This is a genomic window from Providencia sp. PROV252, assembly GCF_033676005.1.
Taxonomy (GTDB): Bacteria; Pseudomonadota; Gammaproteobacteria; order Enterobacterales; family Enterobacteriaceae; genus Providencia; species Providencia vermicola.
This window is the reverse complement of sequence record NZ_CP096295.1, coordinates 63,762-85,190: the sequence shown is the minus strand read 5'-3', so window position 1 is coordinate 85,190 and position 21,429 is coordinate 63,762. Positions and strand designations below refer to the sequence as shown.

General features: G+C 48.5%; 31 protein-coding genes and 4 pseudogenes. 15 read left to right on the top strand and 20 right to left on the bottom strand.

Translation table 11 applies throughout. The features are described from left to right. Positions 1–46 precede the first annotated feature (46 nt). From M1F05_RS21650 to M1F05_RS21625, 6 genes are all read right to left on the bottom strand, one after another. The gene (locus M1F05_RS21650) at positions 47–586 is read right to left on the bottom strand and encodes a hypothetical protein (protein WP_042847383.1); all 540 of its coding nucleotides are present in this window, start codon (positions 584–586) and stop codon (positions 47–49) included. A 14-nt stretch (positions 587–600) separates the two neighbouring features. Then, positions 601–1,305 carry a hypothetical protein gene (locus tag M1F05_RS21645; protein ID WP_042847384.1) on the bottom strand — a complete coding sequence of 235 codons (705 nt, stop codon included), beginning with the start codon at positions 1,303–1,305 and terminating at the stop codon, positions 601–603. A 28-nt stretch (positions 1,306–1,333) separates the two neighbouring features. Then, positions 1,334–1,723, bottom strand: a complete 390-nt coding sequence (locus tag M1F05_RS21640) for a hypothetical protein (RefSeq protein ID WP_042847385.1) — start codon at positions 1,721–1,723, stop codon at positions 1,334–1,336. Between the two features lie 88 nt (positions 1,724–1,811). Beyond that, complete coding sequence (locus tag M1F05_RS21635; protein WP_042847386.1) at positions 1,812–2,138, bottom strand: PerC family transcriptional regulator; 327 nt, start codon at positions 2,136–2,138, stop codon at positions 1,812–1,814. Positions 2,139–2,416: 278 nt separating this feature from the next. Next, positions 2,417–2,764 carry a hypothetical protein gene (locus M1F05_RS21630; RefSeq protein WP_042847387.1) on the bottom strand — a complete coding sequence of 116 codons (348 nt, stop codon included), beginning with the start codon at positions 2,762–2,764 and terminating at the stop codon, positions 2,417–2,419. A gap of 130 nt (positions 2,765–2,894) precedes the next feature. Then, the gene (locus M1F05_RS21625) at positions 2,895–3,458 is read right to left on the bottom strand and encodes a recombinase family protein (RefSeq protein WP_042847388.1); all 564 of its coding nucleotides are present in this window, start codon (positions 3,456–3,458) and stop codon (positions 2,895–2,897) included. A gap of 184 nt (positions 3,459–3,642) precedes the next feature. Here M1F05_RS21625 and M1F05_RS21620 point away from each other — a divergent pair, with 184 nt between their 5' ends. From M1F05_RS21620 to M1F05_RS21610, 3 genes are all read left to right on the top strand, one after another. Next, complete coding sequence (locus M1F05_RS21620; protein ID WP_042847389.1) at positions 3,643–3,993, top strand: type II toxin-antitoxin system RelE/ParE family toxin; 351 nt, start codon at positions 3,643–3,645, stop codon at positions 3,991–3,993. A 1-nt stretch (position 3,994) separates the two neighbouring features. Then, positions 3,995–4,294, top strand: a complete 300-nt coding sequence (locus M1F05_RS21615; protein ID WP_042847390.1) for a helix-turn-helix domain-containing protein — start codon at positions 3,995–3,997, stop codon at positions 4,292–4,294. 140 nt (positions 4,295–4,434) lie between these two features. Continuing rightward, positions 4,435–5,451 carry a hypothetical protein gene (locus M1F05_RS21610; RefSeq protein WP_042847391.1) on the top strand — a complete coding sequence of 339 codons (1,017 nt, stop codon included), beginning with the start codon at positions 4,435–4,437 and terminating at the stop codon, positions 5,449–5,451. Between the two features lie 50 nt (positions 5,452–5,501). On the opposite strand, the gene M1F05_RS21605 is transcribed toward M1F05_RS21610, so the two are convergent. The 5 genes from M1F05_RS21605 to M1F05_RS21585 all read right to left on the bottom strand — a co-directional run bounded on the left by M1F05_RS21605 (position 5,502) and on the right by M1F05_RS21585 (position 7,985). Beyond that, on the bottom strand, positions 5,502–5,903 hold the full coding sequence (locus tag M1F05_RS21605) for a hypothetical protein (protein ID WP_042847392.1): 402 nt from the start codon (positions 5,901–5,903) through the stop codon (positions 5,502–5,504). 431 nt (positions 5,904–6,334) lie between these two features. Next, positions 6,335–6,859 carry a hypothetical protein gene (locus M1F05_RS21600; protein ID WP_052219403.1) on the bottom strand — a complete coding sequence of 175 codons (525 nt, stop codon included), beginning with the start codon at positions 6,857–6,859 and terminating at the stop codon, positions 6,335–6,337. A gap of 33 nt (positions 6,860–6,892) precedes the next feature. After that, positions 6,893–7,111, bottom strand: coding sequence for a hypothetical protein (locus tag M1F05_RS21595; RefSeq protein WP_042847394.1), 219 nt, complete (start codon positions 7,109–7,111; stop codon positions 6,893–6,895). Between the two features lie 273 nt (positions 7,112–7,384). Further along, entirely contained in the window at positions 7,385–7,699 is a 315-nt protein-coding gene (locus tag M1F05_RS21590) for a hypothetical protein (RefSeq protein ID WP_042847396.1), read from the bottom strand. 76 nt (positions 7,700–7,775) lie between these two features. Then, positions 7,776–7,985, bottom strand: coding sequence for a hypothetical protein (locus M1F05_RS21585; RefSeq protein WP_042847397.1), 210 nt, complete (start codon positions 7,983–7,985; stop codon positions 7,776–7,778). 215 nt (positions 7,986–8,200) lie between these two features. Between M1F05_RS21585 and M1F05_RS21580 the strand changes: the two genes are divergently transcribed. Then, positions 8,201–9,358 carry a PAAR domain-containing protein gene (locus M1F05_RS21580; protein ID WP_094962948.1) on the top strand — a complete coding sequence of 386 codons (1,158 nt, stop codon included), beginning with the start codon at positions 8,201–8,203 and terminating at the stop codon, positions 9,356–9,358. Next, a complete protein-coding gene (locus tag M1F05_RS21575; RefSeq protein ID WP_042847398.1) occupies positions 9,348–9,611 on the top strand; it encodes a hypothetical protein in 264 nt (87 codons plus the stop codon). Before M1F05_RS21580 ends, M1F05_RS21575 begins: the two co-directional genes overlap by 11 nt. Before the next feature lie 34 nt (positions 9,612–9,645). Here the strand turns inward: M1F05_RS21575 and M1F05_RS21570 are convergent, their stop codons facing one another. The 4 genes from M1F05_RS21570 to M1F05_RS21555 form a co-directional block, all read right to left on the bottom strand. Next, positions 9,646–9,984 (bottom strand): hypothetical protein, encoded by a 339-nt coding sequence (locus M1F05_RS21570; RefSeq protein ID WP_272516343.1) that lies wholly within the window; start codon positions 9,982–9,984, stop codon positions 9,646–9,648. Between the two features lie 223 nt (positions 9,985–10,207). Continuing rightward, positions 10,208–10,450 (bottom strand): hypothetical protein, encoded by a 243-nt coding sequence (locus M1F05_RS21565; protein WP_042847400.1) that lies wholly within the window; start codon positions 10,448–10,450, stop codon positions 10,208–10,210. 185 nt (positions 10,451–10,635) lie between these two features. Next, positions 10,636–11,685, bottom strand: coding sequence for a hypothetical protein (locus tag M1F05_RS21560; protein ID WP_042847402.1), 1,050 nt, complete (start codon positions 11,683–11,685; stop codon positions 10,636–10,638). Then, on the bottom strand, positions 11,678–12,394 hold the full coding sequence (locus M1F05_RS21555; protein ID WP_094962950.1) for a hypothetical protein: 717 nt from the start codon (positions 12,392–12,394) through the stop codon (positions 11,678–11,680). The genes M1F05_RS21560 and M1F05_RS21555 overlap by 8 nt, the downstream gene beginning before the upstream one ends. 153 nt (positions 12,395–12,547) lie before the next feature. Between M1F05_RS21555 and M1F05_RS21550 the strand changes: the two genes are divergently transcribed. Continuing rightward, positions 12,548–13,282, top strand: coding sequence for a hypothetical protein (locus tag M1F05_RS21550; protein ID WP_042849100.1), 735 nt, complete (start codon positions 12,548–12,550; stop codon positions 13,280–13,282). A gap of 36 nt (positions 13,283–13,318) precedes the next feature. On the opposite strand, the gene M1F05_RS21545 is transcribed toward M1F05_RS21550, so the two are convergent. Together M1F05_RS21545 and merR are read right to left on the bottom strand one after the other, a co-directional pair. Then, positions 13,319–14,059, bottom strand: coding sequence for an SDR family NAD(P)-dependent oxidoreductase (locus tag M1F05_RS21545; RefSeq protein ID WP_241017482.1), 741 nt, complete (start codon positions 14,057–14,059; stop codon positions 13,319–13,321). A gap of 44 nt (positions 14,060–14,103) precedes the next feature. Next, positions 14,104–14,559: an Hg(II)-responsive transcriptional regulator gene (gene merR, locus M1F05_RS21540; protein WP_001166628.1), complete on the bottom strand. Its 456-nt coding sequence runs from the start codon at positions 14,557–14,559 to the stop codon at positions 14,104–14,106. Between the two features lie 71 nt (positions 14,560–14,630). Here merR and merT point away from each other — a divergent pair, with 71 nt between their 5' ends. From merT to M1F05_RS22785, 8 genes and pseudogenes are all read left to right on the top strand, one after another. Further along, on the top strand, positions 14,631–14,996 hold the full coding sequence (gene merT / locus M1F05_RS21535) for a mercuric ion transporter MerT (protein ID WP_001294656.1): 366 nt from the start codon (positions 14,631–14,633) through the stop codon (positions 14,994–14,996). Between the two features lie 15 nt (positions 14,997–15,011). Further along, positions 15,012–15,287 carry a mercury resistance system periplasmic binding protein MerP gene (gene merP / locus M1F05_RS21530; RefSeq protein WP_000732275.1) on the top strand — a complete coding sequence of 92 codons (276 nt, stop codon included), beginning with the start codon at positions 15,012–15,014 and terminating at the stop codon, positions 15,285–15,287. A 27-nt stretch (positions 15,288–15,314) separates the two neighbouring features. Beyond that, positions 15,315–15,740 carry an organomercurial transporter MerC gene (gene merC, locus M1F05_RS21525; RefSeq protein ID WP_000522996.1) on the top strand — a complete coding sequence of 142 codons (426 nt, stop codon included), beginning with the start codon at positions 15,315–15,317 and terminating at the stop codon, positions 15,738–15,740. Between the two features lie 38 nt (positions 15,741–15,778). Further along, positions 15,779–17,464 carry a mercury(II) reductase gene (gene merA, locus M1F05_RS21520; protein ID WP_000209296.1) on the top strand — a complete coding sequence of 562 codons (1,686 nt, stop codon included), beginning with the start codon at positions 15,779–15,781 and terminating at the stop codon, positions 17,462–17,464. A 17-nt stretch (positions 17,465–17,481) separates the two neighbouring features. Continuing rightward, positions 17,482–17,847, top strand: coding sequence for a mercury resistance co-regulator MerD (merD, locus tag M1F05_RS21515; protein ID WP_001277466.1), 366 nt, complete (start codon positions 17,482–17,484; stop codon positions 17,845–17,847). After that, positions 17,844–18,080 carry a broad-spectrum mercury transporter MerE gene (gene merE / locus M1F05_RS21510; protein WP_001087807.1) on the top strand — a complete coding sequence of 79 codons (237 nt, stop codon included), beginning with the start codon at positions 17,844–17,846 and terminating at the stop codon, positions 18,078–18,080. Before merD ends, merE begins: the two co-directional genes overlap by 4 nt. 65 nt (positions 18,081–18,145) lie before the next feature. Further along, positions 18,146–18,358, top strand: a complete 213-nt coding sequence (locus M1F05_RS21505; protein WP_000993245.1) for a DUF3330 domain-containing protein — start codon at positions 18,146–18,148, stop codon at positions 18,356–18,358. 32 nt (positions 18,359–18,390) lie between these two features. After that, positions 18,391–18,456 (top strand): annotated as a pseudogene (locus M1F05_RS22785) (EAL domain-containing protein); the annotation flags it as partial. Positions 18,457–18,595: 139 nt separating this feature from the next. Here the strand turns inward: M1F05_RS22785 and M1F05_RS21495 are convergent. Beyond that, a pseudogene (locus M1F05_RS21495) lies at positions 18,596–18,961 on the bottom strand (DDE-type integrase/transposase/recombinase); the annotation flags it as partial. 98 nt (positions 18,962–19,059) lie between these two features. On the opposite strand from M1F05_RS21495, the gene M1F05_RS21490 reads away from it, so the two are divergent. Further along, positions 19,060–20,268, top strand: coding sequence for an IS4-like element ISVsa5 family transposase (locus tag M1F05_RS21490; protein WP_001352368.1), 1,209 nt, complete (start codon positions 19,060–19,062; stop codon positions 20,266–20,268). Positions 20,269–20,283: 15 nt separating this feature from the next. On the opposite strand, the pseudogene M1F05_RS21485 reads toward M1F05_RS21490, so the two are convergent. Continuing rightward, a pseudogene (locus M1F05_RS21485) lies at positions 20,284–20,403 on the bottom strand (LysR family transcriptional regulator); the annotation flags it as partial. Positions 20,404–20,633: 230 nt separating this feature from the next. Continuing rightward, positions 20,634–21,341, bottom strand: a pseudogene (gene gltS, locus M1F05_RS21480) (sodium/glutamate symporter); the annotation flags it as partial. Positions 21,342–21,429 lie beyond the last annotated feature (88 nt).

Genomic DNA, 21,429 nt, shown 5'->3' with positions numbered 1-21,429 from the left:
TGAGCGCTCAAACCGTTCGTGTTAGACGGTCTGAGCGTTACGATATTTAGGGGCGGCTATACGACCGTTTTGTTTTTTCAATGGCAGATTCGAATGTCTGGCTCAAGGCGTTCAGCTTGGAATCACGTTCATCCGCCTCGACCAATGCGTTAATTTTTCGCCGGTGGCGATAATTCATTGGGATCCCTTCCCTGATCAGAGTGTCGAGGTAATCAATACCCGACTTTTGTATTGACTCTGAACACCCCATTTCTTGGTATACGCTGAACGTTTTGGAACAAAGCGCCTCGATTTCACTTACTTCCAGCAGCGGGCACAGGCGTGGAAACACACACGAATAGTACAAATGCACAAAGGCCAGCAAGCAGACACAGCCCCCGGTAAAGAAGCACAACGGGATGAATAAGAGCTCATCCACAATTTTCGGCATGATGATCAGGTGAGCGATAGAAAACAGCAACGCCATGATAAGGAAGGAGATAAGCGGTGGTGTGAGGATGCAGTCCATCAGACGTGTGAACTTCAACAACCCACAGGAGCTTTGACGTTGTAGGTACAATTTGATGTCAATTTGTTCAGTTTTCATGTTGTCCTCTTCGGTTAACGGTCGTTTGCTTTTTTCTGTACATCTTCACATTTGGGCGAAACCCCGTGCGAGCCCTGCTCTTGCGCACTCAGGATCCACCAGCCATTTTCGACTTTATGCCTTGGGCTCAACCCGTCATCATCCGCCCAACGCATTGCTACCACGAAGTTATAATTGTTAAGCCAGCGGACAGCTGTTTGACAGTACAAGGCATTTTGCAGCATTGCTTTAATGCGATTGCTGATTTTTTTTGCCTCAGCGGGACTGCTCGTTGGGTTGACGTTGAAAATCAGCGCCGGATCTGCCTGCATCATGCTCCAGGTGATAATGTCTGCTTCAGAGACTCGTGCATGGCACTGCAAAAACTCGTTATTTCGGATGGCAATACGCGACACCGCACTTGGCCGAACAGCATTGCTTTCCAAAAGTGTCGGTAATTTATCTCGGTACTGCATCTGGTCAATTTGCTTCGACTGTAATGCCGAATCTGGTTTTTCCAGTGTATGCGACCCGTGACCCGCGATTAAATATCCGGCATGGTGATTGTGCAGCGCCTTGTAAATCCACATCGGGAACCGGTGTTCAGCCGTCATGCTGGTGGCAACAATCAATGCCTGATCGTAATCAGGGAAAAACACTTTTTTATGCGACCCGAATTGAATGGTTTTTGCGCCCATCAATAGTGGTGAGCCTACAGAACGATGATAAGGTGCGGCCAAGGTAGGTCCTCCGATACAACGTTGAAAGTTAGAAGGTACACATCGAGACGTAGCCCGACTTCTCCGATACGTCTTCCGGCTTTTTATCCAACTTGACTTGGCGATCTTCGTCGCGCATTAAATCGTACCGCAACACCTTGGTGCCCAGAGATTTTGACATGTCTCGGCAATGGATAAGGATGTGAACACGATTGGGTGGCAGGTGCGGGAACCGCTGCAAAAGGATTTTTGTGAACACGACAAACGACGTTTCATTGGTGTCAAATCCATATAGGTCTTCCAGGATGAAGTAAGTGTGATTTTTATTTCCCAACTTCCCCGGCTCAGGGCACAGCTTGACGCGAAAATGAATGGCCTCGCAGGACCATTCACGGTGCGGCAGCGCCATGAGTACGAAGTCTTTTAGTAAAGTGGACATAGAACCTCTCTGGTTGTGTTAGTTGCGCCCTTGGGCGATAAAAAAATTTTACGGGCAGTGATCCCGGTGACGAAATAAATCAGATCTGTTACAGGCAAGAGTTGCTTTTCACACAGAGGCGTACATACGCCGCTTCGACTTTCTGATGGATTGACGTAATGTCGTTGTGAATGTTGCTAAGTTCGATCCGCCTGGCATGGTAGGCGTTGGATAGTTCTATGCAGCGAAAACGTTGAGCCGCGATGTACTCGGCATGACTGGGGTTTTCCTGCATCGCAACGCCCCACTGCTTAGCAGCACGTAAGTACAAGTGTTTTGCCTCAAGCTCAAGTGCGATTTTGACTGCATCCACCTCGGGCAAATACTGTTTACCCAGGCGGTCAACGATATTCGATAAAACCTTCCTGCGTGCCATCAGACCAACTCCTACGGATAGTTGAAATATTGTACGGAATTGAGAGGATGGTACGATCGGTTGGGAAGTTGACGAAGAGAAAAGCAGGACAAAACGAGCGCCTTTTATTGCGTCTCGTTTTACGACGTCGCTAGCTTGGATATTAAAAACTTAAGGGGCAATTCAAAAGATTCTTTGTAGAATCTAAATTGTACTAGCACTGACTTGTGCTCGATGCTACGGCAAATCACAAATCAATTTTAAATATTGGCCTGTACTAAATATTCATATAAAGCGTTCTATGCCCCGGATTTATCTAGCACCACAACAGCTGGATTACTCTTTATATTTTTAATAATGATTCTGCCGTTGTTATACACTATAGTACGATGAGTTTTTGTTAGAGAGTCATCCCAATAACAAGGGTCGGAATCAAGATCTTTCCAATCATTTGGATTGTTTTCTTGTGGACGAAAAACCCCCATGCGAGTAGTGAAATCATTTTTAGGAAGACCATAAAAATCTTCAACCTCTGCCATTATACGAACCAGCAGAGAGAGCGCCTCTTTACGATCAGCAACAGGGGGGTGAGCTAGAAGTTTTTCGAAAAACAAATTAAGACGAACAGCTCTTGGGGGAAACGCCATAAAACAACCTCCAAAGTAATTAGTGATAATTGAATACCCATTGGATAAGAATCAAATCCCATATATTACACATTTATAACATGTTTTCATGTGGGGAAAATTATTTTGTGTCATTTAGCTATCTATTTCTCTATGTTATCCCACTCCTTTTCTCATTGATAATTTTGTAAACGGTTGAACGCGCAATCTGCATTTCTTTGGCAATGACAGTACCGCCTAACCCGCTTGCCTTCAGTTCTAAAACTCGTTCACGGTCAACCGACCGTTTGCGTCCAAATTTAACACCTTTGAGTAATGCTTCTTGCCGCCCCTCGTTTGTTCGTTCAAGGATTCGTTGTCTTTCCGCTTCAGCAACTGCTGATAAAATGGTGACCACCATCTTTCCCATTGAACCTTCCGTGCTTATGCCATCATCCAAAAATCGAACAGCGACACCCATTGAGTCAAATTCTTTTATTAGTTGGATCATGTCTGCGGTGTCTCGGCCGAGCCGGTCTAACTTTTTCACTAGGATAATATCACCCATCTCAACTTTAACTTTGAGTAACTGTAATCCTTCGCGATTAATATGGCTTCCCGATTCTTTATCGGTAAATAAACGGTGCTTTGCAACCCCAGCATCAATTAACGCTTTTTTCTGAATGTCAAGCGATTGTTGGCTGGTGGATACCCTAGCGTAACCAAAAAGACGCAAAATGTGTCTCCTAATTCATTATCGGACATATAGTGTCTATTAATTAAAATAATCGACTTAATAGACACTATTTTATTATTAATTTCAAGTGTCCGAAATATTATAACATATCGGACATTAATTAAATTGACAATATACCTTCCAGGTTATATCATTCATTATAACTCGGAGGTTATATATATTTATGTGGGAAATATTAACGAGAGATCTCTTTGATTCTTGGTTCGAAGAGCAAAATGAGGAAACTCAGATTGAAGTGTTGGCAGTGTTAATGATTTTACGTGAGGATGGCCCCAATCTTGGACGCCCTCAAGTTGACACCCTGAAGGGCTCACAGTTTCCCAACATGAAGGAACTGCGAATTCAGGTTGGTGGTCATCCGATTAGAGCGTGTTTCGCATTTGACCCAATTCGTCGTGGCATTGTGTTATGTGCCGGTGATAAGAAAGGAAAAGATGAAACCCGTTTCTACAAGAAATTAATCAAGATGGCCGATGCGGAATATGCAGCGCACTTATTAGAGCAGGAGAAATAACATGTCCACTTTAAATGAACTACTTGCAAAACAATCCCCCGAAACGCTGGCAAAAATTGAAGACCGAGCAGAAGAAATCCGGCGTGAAATCACACTAGCTAAAATTCGTGAGGAACTGAAACTTTCTCAAACTGAGCTAGCTCAATCACTGGGCGTTTCGCAACCTTCTATTGCTAAGCTTGAAAATGTTGATAACGATCCGAAGCTTTCAACTCTGAAGCGCTACATTAAAGCTTTAGGCGGTGAACTTTCTATCGATGTAACGTTACCGAATGGTAAGAGAATTGGATTGCATCTTTGAGCATAAAGCCTCTCAAGTTCATTTATAAATAAAAATATCTTTATTAAGCATGTCAAGGAGGAGTACATAAAAAAAATGGTGGCGCTGTTGCAAATTAAGGTGAAATTATGCATGTCAATTCAATAAGGTGAATTTTAGTGATGCAAAATATTGATGAACAAGAAATATTAGAGTTAATGATTGCGAATTATTCAAACTCTAAGTTTTCTCAAATAACTGAGCTGTTAAGGATGTCTAACAAAGGCAATGACTTATTGATGGAGTTTAGTAAATATGAAAACAGATTAAATTATTACCTATCTTTAACTTCTATTTATCACACCATAATTAACATATCTTCGATTTATGCTAGCCTAGCGCTACTTGACAATGATGGCGGAATTAAAAGCCCATCATCTAACCCAAAGGGTGTTTCAAGAATGAAGCTAGAGCCTTTCGTTGGTTTGTTGATTATCCAATTTCAAAAATTAGCAGAAACACATATAAAATATACAAAAGTAGTCAAAGACGAGAAAACAAGAATTTCTAAAGAAGAGAGTGAGTTGAAGATTTTTGAATTTATAAAACGCATAAAATCAATACGTGAATTTCAAAATTTGCGTGACGGCTCATTTGCACATCCATTCGAATTAAGAAATGAAATTAAAGTTTATAAGAACCAGGATATTGCTGAAACTTTTCAAAAAGCTATAACTGAATTCTGCGCCCCTGATATTCAACTAATAAAAGATAAGCTAGTGAATATGGTAAATAAAGAAACTTGTACAGGGGCTACTTATTTTAATAAATTAATGCTTTCTTTGCCAGAGAGCGAAGTTAATGAAAAGGAAGAATACAAAAAGATTATCAAAAGACAAGAGAATACATTTCGTGAATTTACTTCCTCCGTTAATAAGCCTGATTCTTTCAGTAACTTTAATTTATTGTTTCATGGTTTTTTATCATATTATTTTTGTGGATCTAATTTGGTTATAGAAAAAAATGAATTGAAATATAAAACAACAATGAAGGATTGTGTTTTTATTAAGTCATTATATGATTACTCCGAATATGTTAAAGTGAAATATTTAAGAAATATTGTGATCTATCTTTTGAATGAAGACAAATCATTTAACGAGCTACATCAAAAAGCCAGAACGTTAAAAGACAGTATTTGATATAAGTAACTGTTTTTCTATTCATAAACCGCCCCAAGAGGGGCGTGATGTCACTTTTCTCTATAAAAAATAAAATAACATTTTTGAATGCGCATGCTGTTGTTGATGTAACCGCAAAGACCTTCTCTGCCATTAGCGTCACGGCCGATCCACAATCCAGCCAGGCGCTTGTCTGGCTTTTCGGACAGTACATAGACCTTATTGTTGAATCGCTCTACGCTTGCTTTTGGCGTGCCTTCTGGAATGTTAAACTCACCCAGGTGCGCGTAGCTGTTCAGCCGCAGAACCGTAATACTGCCCTTTTCACCAGGCTCGGCTTGCTGCACTGATTCTTTGGTTGCCTGCCCAGCCTTCCCGGCGTAGACCGTGTTTGGGTCAAACTGTGGCGCAGCAAATGCGCTGCCGGTTAAAATGATTAGCGCCCCCACCAGCGCCAGGATTTTAGATTTCATCGGATACCCTCGTTGGATGCGCCCTATACCGCTTTAGGCGCAGATTATCAGCACAATCTCACACCCCCACGGCATGTGAATGGCCCGTATAAAGAGCTCCATAATTCAGGAGAAAAGGCGTTTTTTCAATACGAGCGGAGGGAAAGCGCTACGAATTGAGGACGAAAAAGGCGATCCCTGCACAGGCAATGCAGGTAGTCATCACCAATACCCCGAAATAGCGATAAAGCGATGAGAGGAATATGAAGATAATCAGCCCAATCAGAGTCGCGAGCCAAACACCCGGCGCTATCCCGAAGGCATACCAGGCATCAGCTGGAACCCAATACCTCGGCCAGTAGATAGAGATGAGCGCCTTGCCAAAAAGAATGCATCCAAACAACAGACTGATCAGCAGAGCATAGTGGAAAAATCGAAAGTAGAGCCCACCACTACGCATTCGGCTTTGGCTCGTAGTCACCTGGTTCAGTGGCAATAACTTCACCCAGTTCGGGGCTGTACCGGAGTAATTCGTTTTTATCCAGGTACTCAACGTGGCGTTTTGTTTTGCTGTTCGAGAAGCCGAGCTCATGCGCCAGCATATTGATAGAAGGACCGATGCCGGTGCGCTTCATCATGCTTTTCACCGCTTTGATAATGGCTTTACGATCTTCTGTCAGGTACACCTTATCAGTCAGTTCATCATAGCCCTGCCCTTTAGCAATACGCATCGTTCTGGCCGTGGTTTTCTCTCCATCTATAATGATACGGCCTTGCTCATGCAGCTGCTTCACACGCCGGGCAACCAGCCCCTTTGAATAACCCAGGGCCTTACCGATATCATCGTAAGTTGGTGGAGCGCCCTCTTCTTTGATGCATTTAACCAGGTAGTTAAATAGCGTCTCCAGATGGGCTGAAGGGACTTTAGCTTTCGTCACCAGTGGCTCAGTTTCGTTTGCAGGTAGTTGGTCTGACATGATCTTTGGTCACCTCAAGCAATATTAGGCTGGTTATGGTAATGGGCGGATCCGGGTCACACTGGCGTTAACCTGGCTTACCGGCGTTTTGCCTTGCAGGAGAGTTCTGGTTTCAGACAGTGAGATTAACGCATCCTCCAGCAATTGAATTTCTGCGTCGGAAGAGGCTTCACTAATGGCTGAATTAATCCTTTCGCCGACTGTATCGAGCTCCTGAATCACACTCGAAATGACACCAGTAAGATGAGACATATACCACCTATTCGTTATGTTTACTCTATTGTAAAACAGCGCTCAAATCCAGATGTTTAACGCGCTTTCTCATGCCTGCTCTGAGAGACAATTTCCAGACCCAGACTTGTGACCTCATAATGACAGCTGCCTTTATGCTTCAGGAGTTGCCGGGCCACCAATGCGTCAAGAATGATCCGGCTCCGGCTCAGTGTCTGAACGGTTAGTGGGCAACCCGGCCACCATTCTCCATCCTGCTGGTTAACGATATCGTGCAGCAACGCGTGCTGAAGTTTACCCAGTGGTGACGACATGGTTTTTCCTTTTCAATGCGGCTCGCCGGGCTTTAATGCGGGCGTGCGCTTCGGCTTGGGGATCGGTGCATAATTGAATCGCAAGTAAGAGCTGGTGGCGCTGCTTCCGTTCATCAGCGGTCATAAAATTGAGAGCAGTAAAACCGACGGGCATGGTGCCGTGGATACGGTAGCTCTCATCGAAGCGCGCTTGCGCTGCTGCGCTGAGCGCATTGAAACGAGCAGTGACTTCATCTCGGCCAATGTCATTGAACAGTGCGATAGCGCTCAGTTCGTCTTGGGGCGTGCTGGTCATAACGATTTGCCTGTTTGATTTGTTTACCCCTTCATTGTCACATCAGACCGTCCGGTGACGAAGGGGTTAGGCGAAGTTATTCAGTCCAGTGCGTGAGCTCGTCATCCACGATGTAATCAGCTTCATCCTGCTCAAACTCTTCGGCATCAGAGATGCTTTCTAAAGACGACTCAGCCCAATCACGGCATTGGGCCTTCCGCTCATCCTCACTACCGAACTCCCAGGATACCGAACGGGACAGCCAGGCGTTGTACAGTAATTCAAGGTTGTTTGCTTTAGTGCTCATAAATCTCTCTGATAATAATTAGATCGGTTATGAATGGTTACCTACACAAGTAAAGCATGAGGTGTACGCTCGGCGAAATTCCTGGCAGGAATGGAAATGGGAAGTTGGTGTATTGTAATGATTAGATTATTTATAGTTAGATCAATGTCTGGTATTAATATATTATTTTCGTTAATTAATTATATATCACTACCATATCACACATTGGAGGTGTTATGTCTGGAGTAAGACCCATCATTATGGGTAAGGCAATGGCTTTAAATGGCGACAAAACAACTACCGGTGCAACATGTATTGCAACCATAGAAACTGTAACGTGCTTTAATAAAAAAGCATTAAGAGTGGGTGACCCGACAACAAAATGCCCGAAATGTGGACAGACAGGCACCGTTGTTTCTGGGCAGCAAGGTTTTCTAAATCATGGGAAACTTCAAGCCGTACATGACTCAATTGTACAATGCGGCTGTCCGGCAGGTTCTAACAAGGTTATTGCTCATAGTGTAGCAGCACAAGCCCAGCCAAGTCGTTTTGCAACTCAAGCCCCAGCACCATCAACACCTTCACAGGGAACCAGCTTTGGCAGTCGGATCAACCCCGTAGCGCCAGCACCTTTAAATGGTGAATGCAGGGTTTCAGATAACTTGCTCTATGATGGCGTTTTTGTGTGGACGGAAACATTTGGTTCAGGCCATTCATTTATAACAATCCACAAAAATAATAAAGTCTCATTATATTCATACGGTCGCTACGGAACGCCAGGACCATTAACTTTAACGGGTGATGGAATACTTTTATATATGACCGGTGAGGATGCTCGAAAATACATCAGAGATGAGTTATATATAACGAATGCAAGGGTTTTTAAAATAACAGATGCGGACACAGACAAAACAGAAACTTATTTTAATAACCTTTGGAAATCAGGCAGCATACCTAACCTACCTGAAAAAGCAGGTGAGTTGACTCGTAGAAACGGAAGGTCTATAGATGTTTATGATGTCTCAGGTAATAATTGCACAACTCATACAGTGAAAGGGTTGAAGCAATCTGGCACACGTATATTTGAAGAGAGTTACACTCCAATACGAACGCAGTATCCGGTCGAGCGAGAAGAGGCGTTCACGGTGCCTGTTTCATTCCAGAGTTATTTGAATGGTAAGAAAAATAACTTTAATAAGCTTGATGTAATTGAAGTAACAAATGTCTTTCATGAACAGTACCCAAATATTGACAATCTTACGCCATCAGATAAAGGGACAATGATTCAAATTTTTGAATTTGCCACATCGTCAGCTCAAATTGGTGGAGAAGCAACAAGCTTTGATGGTGGAGAAATGGGTGGAGGGGTATTAGGTAGCACTTATGATAAATAGAACGTTTTTAAGATGGTTTTTGACCATCCTGTTGGTTTTATTATTTTATTTAGGCTTGGCCGTCTTTGATTTCGGGTTTAGTTCAAGCTTTACATACAACTACATGGTGATGGGAGATAATGAACCTATTACCGTTTGGCGTGCTTTCGTGGAGGATTTACGCGCCTACCACCAAAACACGTTGGCTTATGTATATCTGGGCACCCCAGTTTTGCTGGCGCTGTTATTTGTCATTCATAAAAAAATAAGATAGTAACTGTTATGACGAAGTCGGTGAGGGACTCCCCTCACCGGTACCGTTCACCCGCATTGAATCGTTCGATTAACACCGGCAAAGTATCAGTAAGACCATAATTAGCGACCGCTTTATCGCTGGCAGATTGACGAATAACCCCATTTTCAACGACGACAAAAGCCGTAATTCCGCTAAAGATAGTTTTTTCTCCCTCATAAACTTCGACGAACACACCAGGCTCAATGAGTTGTCGTTTAGGTCTGGAAGAAGGCCCGCCATTCGATGCCCGATCACCTTTCTTTGTCTTTGAGCTACCTGGCATGAACTGACCACCTTTATAGTGTTCACCGTTTACACCAACTTCGCCGCCTTTCTTTGCTTGGCCTTTCATGTCGATTAGTAGTCCTATTAATAGGTGGTATTAAAGAAAAGCCGGGTTAACACCCGGCCAGAAAAGTGAGGCCTTGATAGCTTACCCAGCACTGGGGTAAAGACGGTTTGTCTATACTGACTGGCTCACCGCAGTGGGCGACTGAAGAGCCAAGAAAGCCAGCGCCTAGCGCCAATACTAGCAATACCGAAAAAAGTGCTTTTTTATTCATTTCCGGGCTTGGTTAAATAAAACGATGACCGTTGTTATAGCGTGCGATCAGGTCGTCAATTCTACCTGTCAGTCCGCACATCCCAACGGCCACGTCACTGGCATTAATCTGCATAATGCCTTCTTCATCGACAGCGACCACTGCGCGCACTCGATCGAAGATCGATTCTTTTCCTGACTCCACCAGCTCATACCGACCTGGCTCAATCTGAAGTCGCCGTAAATCTCGGCTTTTGCGTTGAAGTGATTGGGTCATGAGTTGTTCCTGTTAGTTGTGGCTCCCATAGTGTGGCACAGCACATTCAGGGAACGAAATGATGTAAGTTTGCGATGCTGATTCAAACATTCAGGCGCATAATCCCCCTCGCAAAATAACAGTTTTCAAAATGATGTCGTGATTTTTAGGCAAAATGGTCACCAGTCAGCGACCGTATTTCACCATCAGTTCGTGATCACAAAAGTAGGCACCCCTGCCCCTATCGTCACGCGCTGCAAGTACGCTTCTATCGCGGGCTTATCCAAGACCCCGGTATGACGTAATTCAGCAGCCATGTCCGTTAATAACGTGACGTTGTCACGCATGAACTGGTTTATGATAGTGATCTGTTCGGCATGAAGGGTATTAAAGGCGGCGATGTTATGTCGCAGAGATTCGTCTTTACCGTCATCGATCAGTAGCACATTGCCAAAGCCGTTCTGAAGGTAACGGTCCGCTTGCTCACCCCATGAACGCATGTCCTCCTGCGACCCTTCGAATTGCTTGCCATAGACGGCCAATTCCGCAGCGGAGCCTCCGAGTGCCAACAACATTCGCCAATAAAGCTGATCGCGTGATGCTCGGCCATCAAGCGCAACGTTGCTTTCCATATAGCCCAGACGTAGTACAGTTCCGCGTGTTTCACGCGTAATGGCAACCCGCATGAATTCCGGATGAGTATTCTGAAGGGCATAGACCAGGGCATGGCCGCATTCATGGATTGCTGTCAGTTTCAGCGAGGCCTCTGATCGGCGAAGGGGGGCAGAAAAACGCCCATATTCGATATGTTGCGTTTGAATTTTTGAATTGCGTATGCATAACCGGTAAACAAAGGTGACAAGATAAAAACTTACCACTGCACTAATCGCCAATTCCGGGTCACGTAGTGCCCCGTCAATAACGCCATTAATCTCACCTTGGACCTGAGCGAAAAAACGGCAGACCAGCTGAAAAACGATCACCAGCAAAACGATATCGTAGACGAGCTTACCGAAGTAGCCGAGATAATCGAAAGTCGTAGTGCGCATAAAAGTGCTGATCACTAACCAGACCACAGCCAAAGGCATCGCCAGACCTAATAGGTTAACGATTATTTTTGTTGCTCCTGTCGCAGTATCGGGTGCAGGCCATCCCCAGAGGGACCAGAGGAGGAGCCCGGCCAATGCGATGAAGGAAAGGTGCTCACGAACAAAGGCGGTTGCACGAACCCATAGCGGGATCTGAGGCTTAAGCATGATTTTCCTCCCAGAGATGGATGGGGCCATTGGTTTGACGATGCTGTAGCGGTCGGGTCAATACCGCAGGGTTTGTCTCGTTGAAATACCGGCCAATTTCAATATCCGCTTTCACGGCACGAATGATGATACCGGCTAAGTGCAACGCCTCGGGCAGATCATAAACCGTCGGTTCGTCAATGGGGTCACCGCATTGCTCTTGTCCTGCCGTGATGCACAAAGGAATGACCAGGTCGCTTTCTTTCGAGTGAAAATCGCAGCTGAGCATGTGGCTATCATCATGACGGTAAGGCCAAACATGCGCGGTGAGCGCCTGACCTTTGGCCTGTTCACGGACATAGGCCACTATCTTTCCTGCAATGCCATGAAGCCCTGTATCGGTGAAGGTAAACCCAGAGGGAACGAGTTGACTCTTTTTGGGCGATTCCAGCGCGTCACGGGCATCGCTTTCGAGTTGGTATTGATCCAGCATCTCGGCAATGGCTTCGAAATTTAGCACATCGCTTAGTGCCTTGTTCAGATCGCCATTATGGGCTTGACTGGCTTTCAGGTGCTCTTCGGCCACCTTCACAAGCATATCAGCGGCCTGATCAAACAACCTCGCAGCCTGACGCATCAAGGACTCCGTTGCGGTTGACTCGGCTTTTGGCAATAAACCTGCCTGATAAAGGGTGTTTTTGAGATGATTGATTGCGTTTTCGTAGTTCATGGAGCTATGCCTATCGGTGGTATGAAGTTCCTCATGGTAGTGGCCGCACTGGGTATAGCGAATATTTAAGGTCCTCGTTTTGATGCCCTTTTCTGTACTCCGGTTTTCACGTCAATGTTATGGTTTTCAAAATTCATAATGAGGACTGCTTTGATGAAGAAAACAATGCTGGTTTTGCTGGTTGGCTTAGCTAATTCAACGATGGCACAAGCCAGTTTCACGATCCTTGAGGATGCCGACACGCAAGCCTATGAATCACCCAATTATGATGGCGGCCTCTATGGATCCAACGTACAGGATAATCTTCCGAAGCCGCCTGCCACTGAAGAAAAGCCAGAACCGGAACCGATCCACTCTGTTGATGTTGGTCAATTTAGCGTCGCGGGCATCCGCCTGGGAATGGATTTGAATGACGCGCTTGAAGCTGCGAATAAACACGCAGAGCAACGAAACATCAATGGTGTACGAACGCAAAGCCGTGATGGCAAAGTTACGGGAATGGCCTGGGCAAACAGTAATGAAGAGGTCATTGTGCAGCTGATTGATGACACTGAAGCAGCGCCAGATAAAAGCCTTGTAAAGGCTATTCGGTACACCTTCAATAACCCTGACAGTCTGGTCGCTGGCGCGATCGAAAAATACGGTGACCCCAGCACTAAATCTAATGGTAAGTTTATCTGGTGCGCCGCGAAAAGTGATGTGAAGAGTGAGTGCGATATGCGCGCCGCATGGATGCAGATTGATACCTACACGGTCAGCAGCATTGGCATTTTAGATGCAGTGGATCCAACTCTGATAAAACGCCTTAAGCAATTGCCCGTTGAAAAAGATGGCGATACAGCCGCAGAAGAGAAAGACGCTCAAGCATCGGTTTCACCTGGCCTATAAGAAAACAACCAGCCAAACGGCTGGTTGAATAACGTATTAAATACAAGAACCACCGGACGTATCGATGACCTGCCCTGTAATCCAACGACTTCGTTCTGAAGCCAAAAATGACACAACCTCGGCAATGTCGTTAGGTTTACCCACGCGTGAAAATACCGAGAATTCAGACGCCATCTTTTGAGCCTGTGCTTCGTGTAGCCAACCGCTGTTCATGTCAGTATCAACAACACCAGGGGCAACAGCATTCACCGTAATACCACGAGAGCCCAATTCGCGTGCCAGCGATAACGTGAGCGTATTTATCGCACCCTTAGATGCCGCATAAATAGCTCGTTGGGGATCGGCAACTCGGGTTAAAACCGTCGATACGTTGATGATGCGCCCTGCTACATTAATGTGTGGTATCGCTGCTTTTAGTAAGAAAAACGGCGCTTCAACGTTGATAGACATGACTGTATTATAAATAGCAGGCTCAGTTTCAGTAATTGAAGCAGAAGGCGCGACACCGGCACAGTTAACCAGAATATCAATCCCTTGATAACCTTTTTCCTGAATGCGCTGGAAGAATTTCTGCCAAAGCTGGGATGCTTCCTGCCCTGCATGACTTGCAAAGTCCGCAGTAAAGACATCGGCATCGGCACCCAGCTGGTGGACCTCGTGAATGACAGATTTTGCCGCCTCCTGGTCTTTACCGCAATGGATCCCTACGTAGGACACGCCCATTTTAGCTAACGTCAGCACTATCTCACGCCCTATCCCCCTTGAGCCTCCCGTCACTAAAGCTACTTGGGGTCGTCTCAGAATTCGGAAAATAAAGCACGCTAAGGCGTAGTCACCCCGTGACTCCCCCGCGCCGATGCAGCGAGCTTCGTTCCGTCTTGCAGTGACGCAATCAGCGGGCAGGAAACGTTCCCTTTCCGCGCATGGCAGGCGCACACCAGTTCAGACAGCACGGCCTCCATGCGTGCCAAGTCGGCCATCTTCTCGCGCACATCCTTGAGCTTGTGCTCGGCCAGGCCGCTGGCTTCCTCGCAATGGGTGCCATCCTCCAGCCGCAGTAGCTCGGCGATTTCGTCCAGGCTAAAGCCCAGCCGCTGGGCCGATTTCACGAACCGCACTCGTGTTACATCCGCCTCGCCATAGCGGCGAATGCTGCCATAGGGCTTGTCTGGCTCCGGCAGCAGGCCCTTGCGCTGGTAGAACCGGATGGTCTCCACATTGACCCCGGCCGCCTTGGCAAAAACGCCAATGGTCAGATTCTCAAAATTAATTTGCATATCGCTTGACTCCGTACATAACTACGGAAGTAAGCTTAAGCTATCCAAACCAAATTTGAAAGGACAAGCGTATGTCTGAACCACAAAAGTCTGAACCACAAAACGGGCGCGGCGCGCTCTTCGCCGGTGGGCTGGCCGCCATTCTTGCGTCGGCCTGCTGCCTGGGGCCGCTGGTTTTGATCGCCTTGGGGTTCAGCGGGGCATGGATCGGCAACCTGACGGTGCTGGAACCCTATCGCCCGATCTTCATCGGCGCAGCGCTGGTCGCGCTGTTTTTCGCCTGGCGGCGCATCTACCGCCCGGCGCAAGCCTGCAAACCGGGTGAGGTCTGCGCGATTCCCCAAGTGCGAGCTACTTACAAGCTCATTTTCTGGATCGTGGCCGCGCTGGTCCTGGTCTCGCTCGGATTTCCCTACGTCATGCCATTTTTCTATTAATCACAGGAGTTCATCATGAAAAAACTGTTTGCCGCCCTCGCCCTCGCTGCCGTTGTTGCCCCCGTGTGGGCCGCCACCCAGACCGTCACGCTGTCCGTGCCTGGCATGACCTGCGCCTCTTGCCCGATCACTGTCAAGCACGCGCTTTCCAAGGTTGAGGGCGTGAGCAAGACCGACGTAAGTTTCGACAAGCGCCAGGCCGTCGTCACCTTCGACGATGCCAAGACCAACGTCCAGAAGTTGACCAAGGCGACCGAGGACGCGGGCTATCCGTCCAGCCTCAAACGCTGATCCGTTAACCGAACTCGGGAGCGACACATGGGACTCATCACGCGCATCGCTGGCAAAACCGGCGCGCTCGGCAGCGTCGTTTCCGCGATGGGCTGCGCCGCCTGTTTTCCTGCCATCGCCAGCTTTGGCGCGGCCATCGGACTGGGCTTCTTGAGCCAGTACGAGGGGCTATTCATTGGCATCCTGCTGCCGATGTTCGCCGGCATCGCGTTACTCGCCAATGCTATCGCTTGGCTCAATCATCGACAGTGGCGACGCACGGCGCTCGGCACGATAGGCCCGATCTTGGTGCTGGCAGCGGTGTTTTTAATGCGGGCTTACGGCTGGCAGAGCGGTGGACTGCTCTATGTCGGCCTGGCCTTGATGGTTGGGGTGTCGGTCTGGGATTTCATCTCGCCAGCACATCGCCGCTGCGGGCCGGACAGCTGTGAATTGCCAGAACAACGTGGCTGACGGCAACAGCCGTAGCCACCACAGAAAAGGAAAAATACATGACCACCCTGAAAATCACCGGGATGACCTGCGACTCGTGCGCGGCTCACGTCAAGGAAGCCTTGGAGAAAGTGCCCGGCGTGCAATCGGCGCTGGTGTCCTATCCGAAGGGCACAGCGCAACTCGCCATTGAGGCGGGCACGTCATCGGATGCGCTGACTACCGCCGTGGCCGGACTGGGCTACGAGGCAACGCTTGCCGATGCGCCACCGACGGACAACCGCGCCGGCCTGCTCGACAAGATGCGCGGCTGGATAGGGGCCGCTGATAAGCCCAGTGGCAACGAACGCCCGTTGCAGGTCGTCGTCATTGGTAGCGGTGGAGCCGCGATGGCGGCAGCACTGAAGGCCGTCGAGCAAGGCGCGCAGGTCACGCTGATTGAGCGCGGCACCATCGGCGGCACCTGCGTCAACGTCGGTTGTGTGCCGTCCAAGATCATGATCCGCGCCGCCCACATCGCCCATCTGCGCCGGGAAAGCCCATTCGACGGCGGCATGCCACCCACACCGCCGACGATCTTGCGCGAGCGGCTGCTGGCCCAGCAGCAGGCCCGTGTCGAAGAACTCCGTCATGCCAAGTACGAAGGCATCCTGGACGGCAATTCAGCCATCACCGTTCTGCACGGTGAAGCGCGTTTCAAGGACGACCAGAGCCTTATCGTTAGTTTGAACGAGGGTGGCGAGCGCGTCGTGATGTTCGACCGCTGCCTGGTCGCCACGGGTGCCAGCCCGGCGGTCCCGCCGATTCCGGGCTTGAAAGAGTCACCCTACTGGACTTCCACCGAGGCCCTGGCGAGCGACACCATTCCCGAACGCCTTGCCGTAATCGGCTCGTCGGTGGTGGCGCTGGAGCTGGCGCAAGCCTTTGCCCGGCTGGGCAGCAAGGTCACGGCCCTGGCGCGCAATACCTTGTTCTTCCGTGAAGACCCGGCCATCGGCGAGGCGGTGACAGCCGCTTTCCGTGCCGAAGGCATCGAGGTGCTGGAGCACACGCAAGCCAGCCAGGTCGCCCATATGGACGGTGAATTCGTGCTGACCACCACGCACGGTGAATTGCGCGCCGACAAGCTGCTGGTCGCCACCGGCCGGACACCGAACACGCGCAGCCTGGCATTGGAAGCGGCGGGGGTAGCCGTCAATGCGCAGGGGGCCATCGTCATCGACAAGGGCATGCGCACCAGTAGCCCGAACATCTACGCGGCCGGCGACTGCACCGACCAGCCGCAGTTCGTCTATGTGGCGGCAGCGGCCGGCACTCGTGCGGCGATCAACATGACTGGCGGCGATGCGGCCCTGGACCTGACCGCAATGCCGGCCGTGGTGTTCACCGACCCGCAGGTCGCCACCGTGGGCTACAGCGAGGCGGAAGCACATCACGACGGGATCGAGACCGACAGTCGCCTGCTAACACTGGATAACGTGCCGCGTGCGCTTGCCAACTTCGACACACGCGGCTTCATCAAGCTGGTCATCGAGGAAGGTAGCGGACGGCTCATCGGCGTGCAAGCGGTGGCCCCGGAAGCGGGTGAACTGATCCAGACGGCGGTGCTCGCCATTCGCAACCGTATGACCGTGCAGGAACTGGCCGACCAATTGTTCCCCTACCTGACCATGGTCGAAGGGCTGAAGCTCGCGGCGCAGACCTTCAGCAAGGACGTGAAGCAGCTTTCGTGCTGCGCCGGATGAGGAAAAGGAGGTGTTCAATGAGCGCCTACACAGTGTCCCGGCTGGCCCTTGATGCCGGGGTGAGCGTGCATATCGTGCGCGACTACCTGCTGCGCGGATTGCTACGGCCGGTCGCGTACACCACGGGCGGCTACGGCTTGTTCGATGACACCGCGTTGCAACGGCTGCGCTTTGTACGGGCTGCCTTCGAAGCGGGTATCGGCCTGGACGCACTGGCGCGGCTGTGCCGGGCGCTGGATGCTGCGGACGGTGACGGTGCGTCTGCGCAGCTTGCCGTGTTGCGGCAACTCGTCGAGCGTCGGCGCGAGGCCCTGGCCAGCCTCGAAATGCAACTGGCCGCCATGCCAACCGAACCGGCACAGCACGCGGAGAGTCTGCCATGAACAGCCCAGAGCACTTGCCGTCTGAGACGCACAAACCGATCACCGGCTACTTGTGGGGCGCGCTGGCCGTGCTCACCTGTCCCTGCCATTTGCCGATTCTCGCCATTGTGCTAGCCGGCACGACGGCCGGCGCGTTCATCGGGGAGCACTGGGGTATTGCAGCCCTCACGCTGACCGGCTTGTTTGTCCTGTCTGTGACGCGGCTGCTGCGGGCCTTCAAGGGAAGATCATGACCGCTTCCCAGCCAGCCGAGAGTGGGCAGCTTTGAGCTTCGCTACCAATCTGGAGGAGTACCACCATGAACGCAAACGCCCCGAACACTGCCAGTTGCACCACCTGCTGCGTATGCTGCAAAGAAATTCCGCTCGATGCCGCCTTCACCCCGGAAGGCGCGGAATACGTCGAACATTTCTGCGGGCTGGATTGCTATGAACGCTTCCAGGCACGCGCCAAGGCCGCGACAGAATCTGACATTGCGCCTGTCCCTGGCGGTTCGCAGCCGTCAGATTGAGGCATACCCTAACTTGATGTCAGATGCCATGTGTCATTTTCAGAAGACGACTGCACCAGTTGATTGGGCGTAATGGCTGTTGTGCAGCCAGCTCCTGACAGTTCAATATCAGAAGTGATCTGCACCAATCTCGACTATGCTCAATACTCGTGTGCACCAAAGCGAGGTGAGCATGGCGACGGAGGCTCTGTTGCAAAGATTGGCGGCAGTCAGAGGTAGGCTGTCGCTCTGCGCCGATCAGGCGGCTGCTGCGAAATGGTGGTTGAGCATGCCCATGGTCTCCGTCAGCGCCGAGGGCCCAATGCCAAAAGCTCTCTCCACAAGGCGCACCTCGCCCCTGATGCCGGGCTGCAGGCACCAGGGGCGAGCCTGTCCTTTGCGCAGGGCTCGCATGACTTCGAATCCCTTGATCGTGGCATAGGCCGTGGGGATCGATTTGAAACCGCGCACCGGCTTGATCAGTATCTTGAGCTTTCCGTGATCGGCCTCGATCACGTTATTGAGATACTTCACCTGCCGGTGGGCCGTCTCCCGGTCCAGCTTTCCTTCGCGCTTCAATTCGGTGATCGCTGCACCATAGCTCGGCGCTTTGTCCTGATGAATCCCCTAATGATTTTTATCAAAATCATTAAGTTAAGGTAGATACACATCTTGTCATATGATCAAATGGTTTCGCCAAAAATCAATAATCAGACAACAAAATGTGCGAACTCGATATTTTACACGACTCTCTTTACCAATTCTGCCCCGAATTACACTTAAAACGACTCAACAGCTTAACGTTGGCTTGCCACGCCTTACTTGACTGTAAAACTCTCACTCTTACCGAACTTGGCCGTAACCTGCCAACCAAAGCGAGAACAAAACATAACATCAAACGAATCGACCGATTGTTAGGTAATCGTCACCTCCACAAAGAGCGACTCGCTGTATACCGTTGGCATGCTAGCTTTATCTGTTCGGGCAATACGATGCCCATTGTACTTGTTGACTGGTCTGATATCCGTGAGCAAAAACGGCTTATGGTATTGCGAGCTTCAGTCGCACTACACGGTCGTTCTGTTACTCTTTATGAGAAAGCGTTCCCGCTTTCAGAGCAATGTTCAAAGAAAGCTCATGACCAATTTCTAGCCGACCTTGCGAGCATTCTACCGAGTAACACCACACCGCTCATTGTCAGTGATGCTGGCTTTAAAGTGCCATGGTATAAATCCGTTGAGAAGCTGGGTTGGTACTGGTTAAGTCGAGTAAGAGGAAAAGTACAATATGCAGACCTAGGAGCGGAAAACTGGAAACCTATCAGCAACTTACATGATATGTCATCTAGTCACTCAAAGACTTTAGGCTATAAGAGGCTGACTAAAAGCAATCCAATCTCATGCCAAATTCTATTGTATAAATCTCGCTCTAAAGGCCGAAAAAATCAGCGCTCGACACGGACTCATTGTCACCACCCGTCACCTAAAATCTACTCAGCGTCGGCAAAGGAGCCATGGATTCTAGCAACTAACTTACCTGTTGAAATTCGAACACCCAAACAACTTGTTAATATCTATTCGAAGCGAATGCAGATTGAAGAAACCTTCCGAGACTTGAAAAGTCCTGCCTACGGACTAGGCCTACGCCATAGCCGAACGAGCAGCTCAGAGCGTTTTGATATCATGCTGCTAATCGCCCTGATGCTTCAACTAACATGTTGGCTTGCGGGCGTTCATGCTCAGAAACAAGGTTGGGACAAGCACTTCCAGGCTAACACAGTCAGAAATCGAAACGTACTCTCAACAGTTCGCTTAGGCATGGAAGTTTTGCGGCATTCTGGCTACACAATAACAAGGGAAGACTCACTCGTGGCTGCAACCCTGCTTACTCAAAATCTATTCACACATGGTTACGTTTTGGGGAAATTATGAGGGGATCTCTCAGTGCTCAGCATGTTTGAGTGCTTTACTCGCCGCGGGTTGAGAAATATGTAAAACTTCAGCCGCACGCGTTAAGGAACCACAAGTCATTACAGCATAAAAGATATCGAGATGTCTTAATTTCATTCCATGTAGCCTACTGATTATTTATTTCTACGGACTATTCTAACGAATAAAGTATAAATAATCAGATATACTCGTCATAATTCAAATTTTGGTTTAGTTGTCACGAGAATTAATTCGTAAACGTGCAAGCTAAATAGATTGACTAGGGGAATATACGGGGTAAGAAAGCGGCTCGGCATACTGCCCTATAATAAATTGTTAGGAGAAGTACGCCGAGTAGTGTGTAGCTATTAGGTAAAGTATGTACCAATTTCAATAAATATTTTAATTAAGATACTGTTTGAAATATCAACAATAAAGGCACCGACCATAGGAACGACAAGGAAAGCTTTATGTGATGGTCCAAATGCTTTTGTGACTGTTTGCATATTCGCAATTGCTGTTGGTGTTGCTCCCATACCAAAGCCACAGTGACCCGCGCTGATCACGACAGCATCATAATCTTTGCCCATCATTTTGAAGGTGACAAAGCAGGCAAATAGCACCATGACAACAGTTTGTACAGCAATGATAATTAATACTGGCCCTGCCATGCTTGCCAATTGACCAAATTTTAATGACATTAACGCCATTGCCAAGAAAAGCGATAAAGCAACGCTACCTAATACATCGACGGTCGGCTCAAACACTTCGTGTTTAAATACATGAGTCAGTGTATTACGGATAATAATACCGACAAATAAACACCAGACAAAAGTAGGCAGTTGCAGAAAAGTATCTTTAAACAATGCACTGATATAGCCACCAACAACAATACAGATAATCAGCATTGAAATGGTTTCAATAACGTTATTTGCATTGATTTTTCTTTTGACGCTTGGTTGCTCAAAAGCTTCAACGATAGTGTCGCGCTCTTGCTCGGTTGTTTTAGGAATAGAGACCTTTTTCAAAAGATGACGGGCAACAGGGCCGCCAACTAAACCACCCAACACTAATCTTTTATCTAATCTAGACATCATTAATTCCTAATTTTTGTTGACACTCTATCATTGATAGAGTTATTTTACCACTCCCTATCAGTGATAG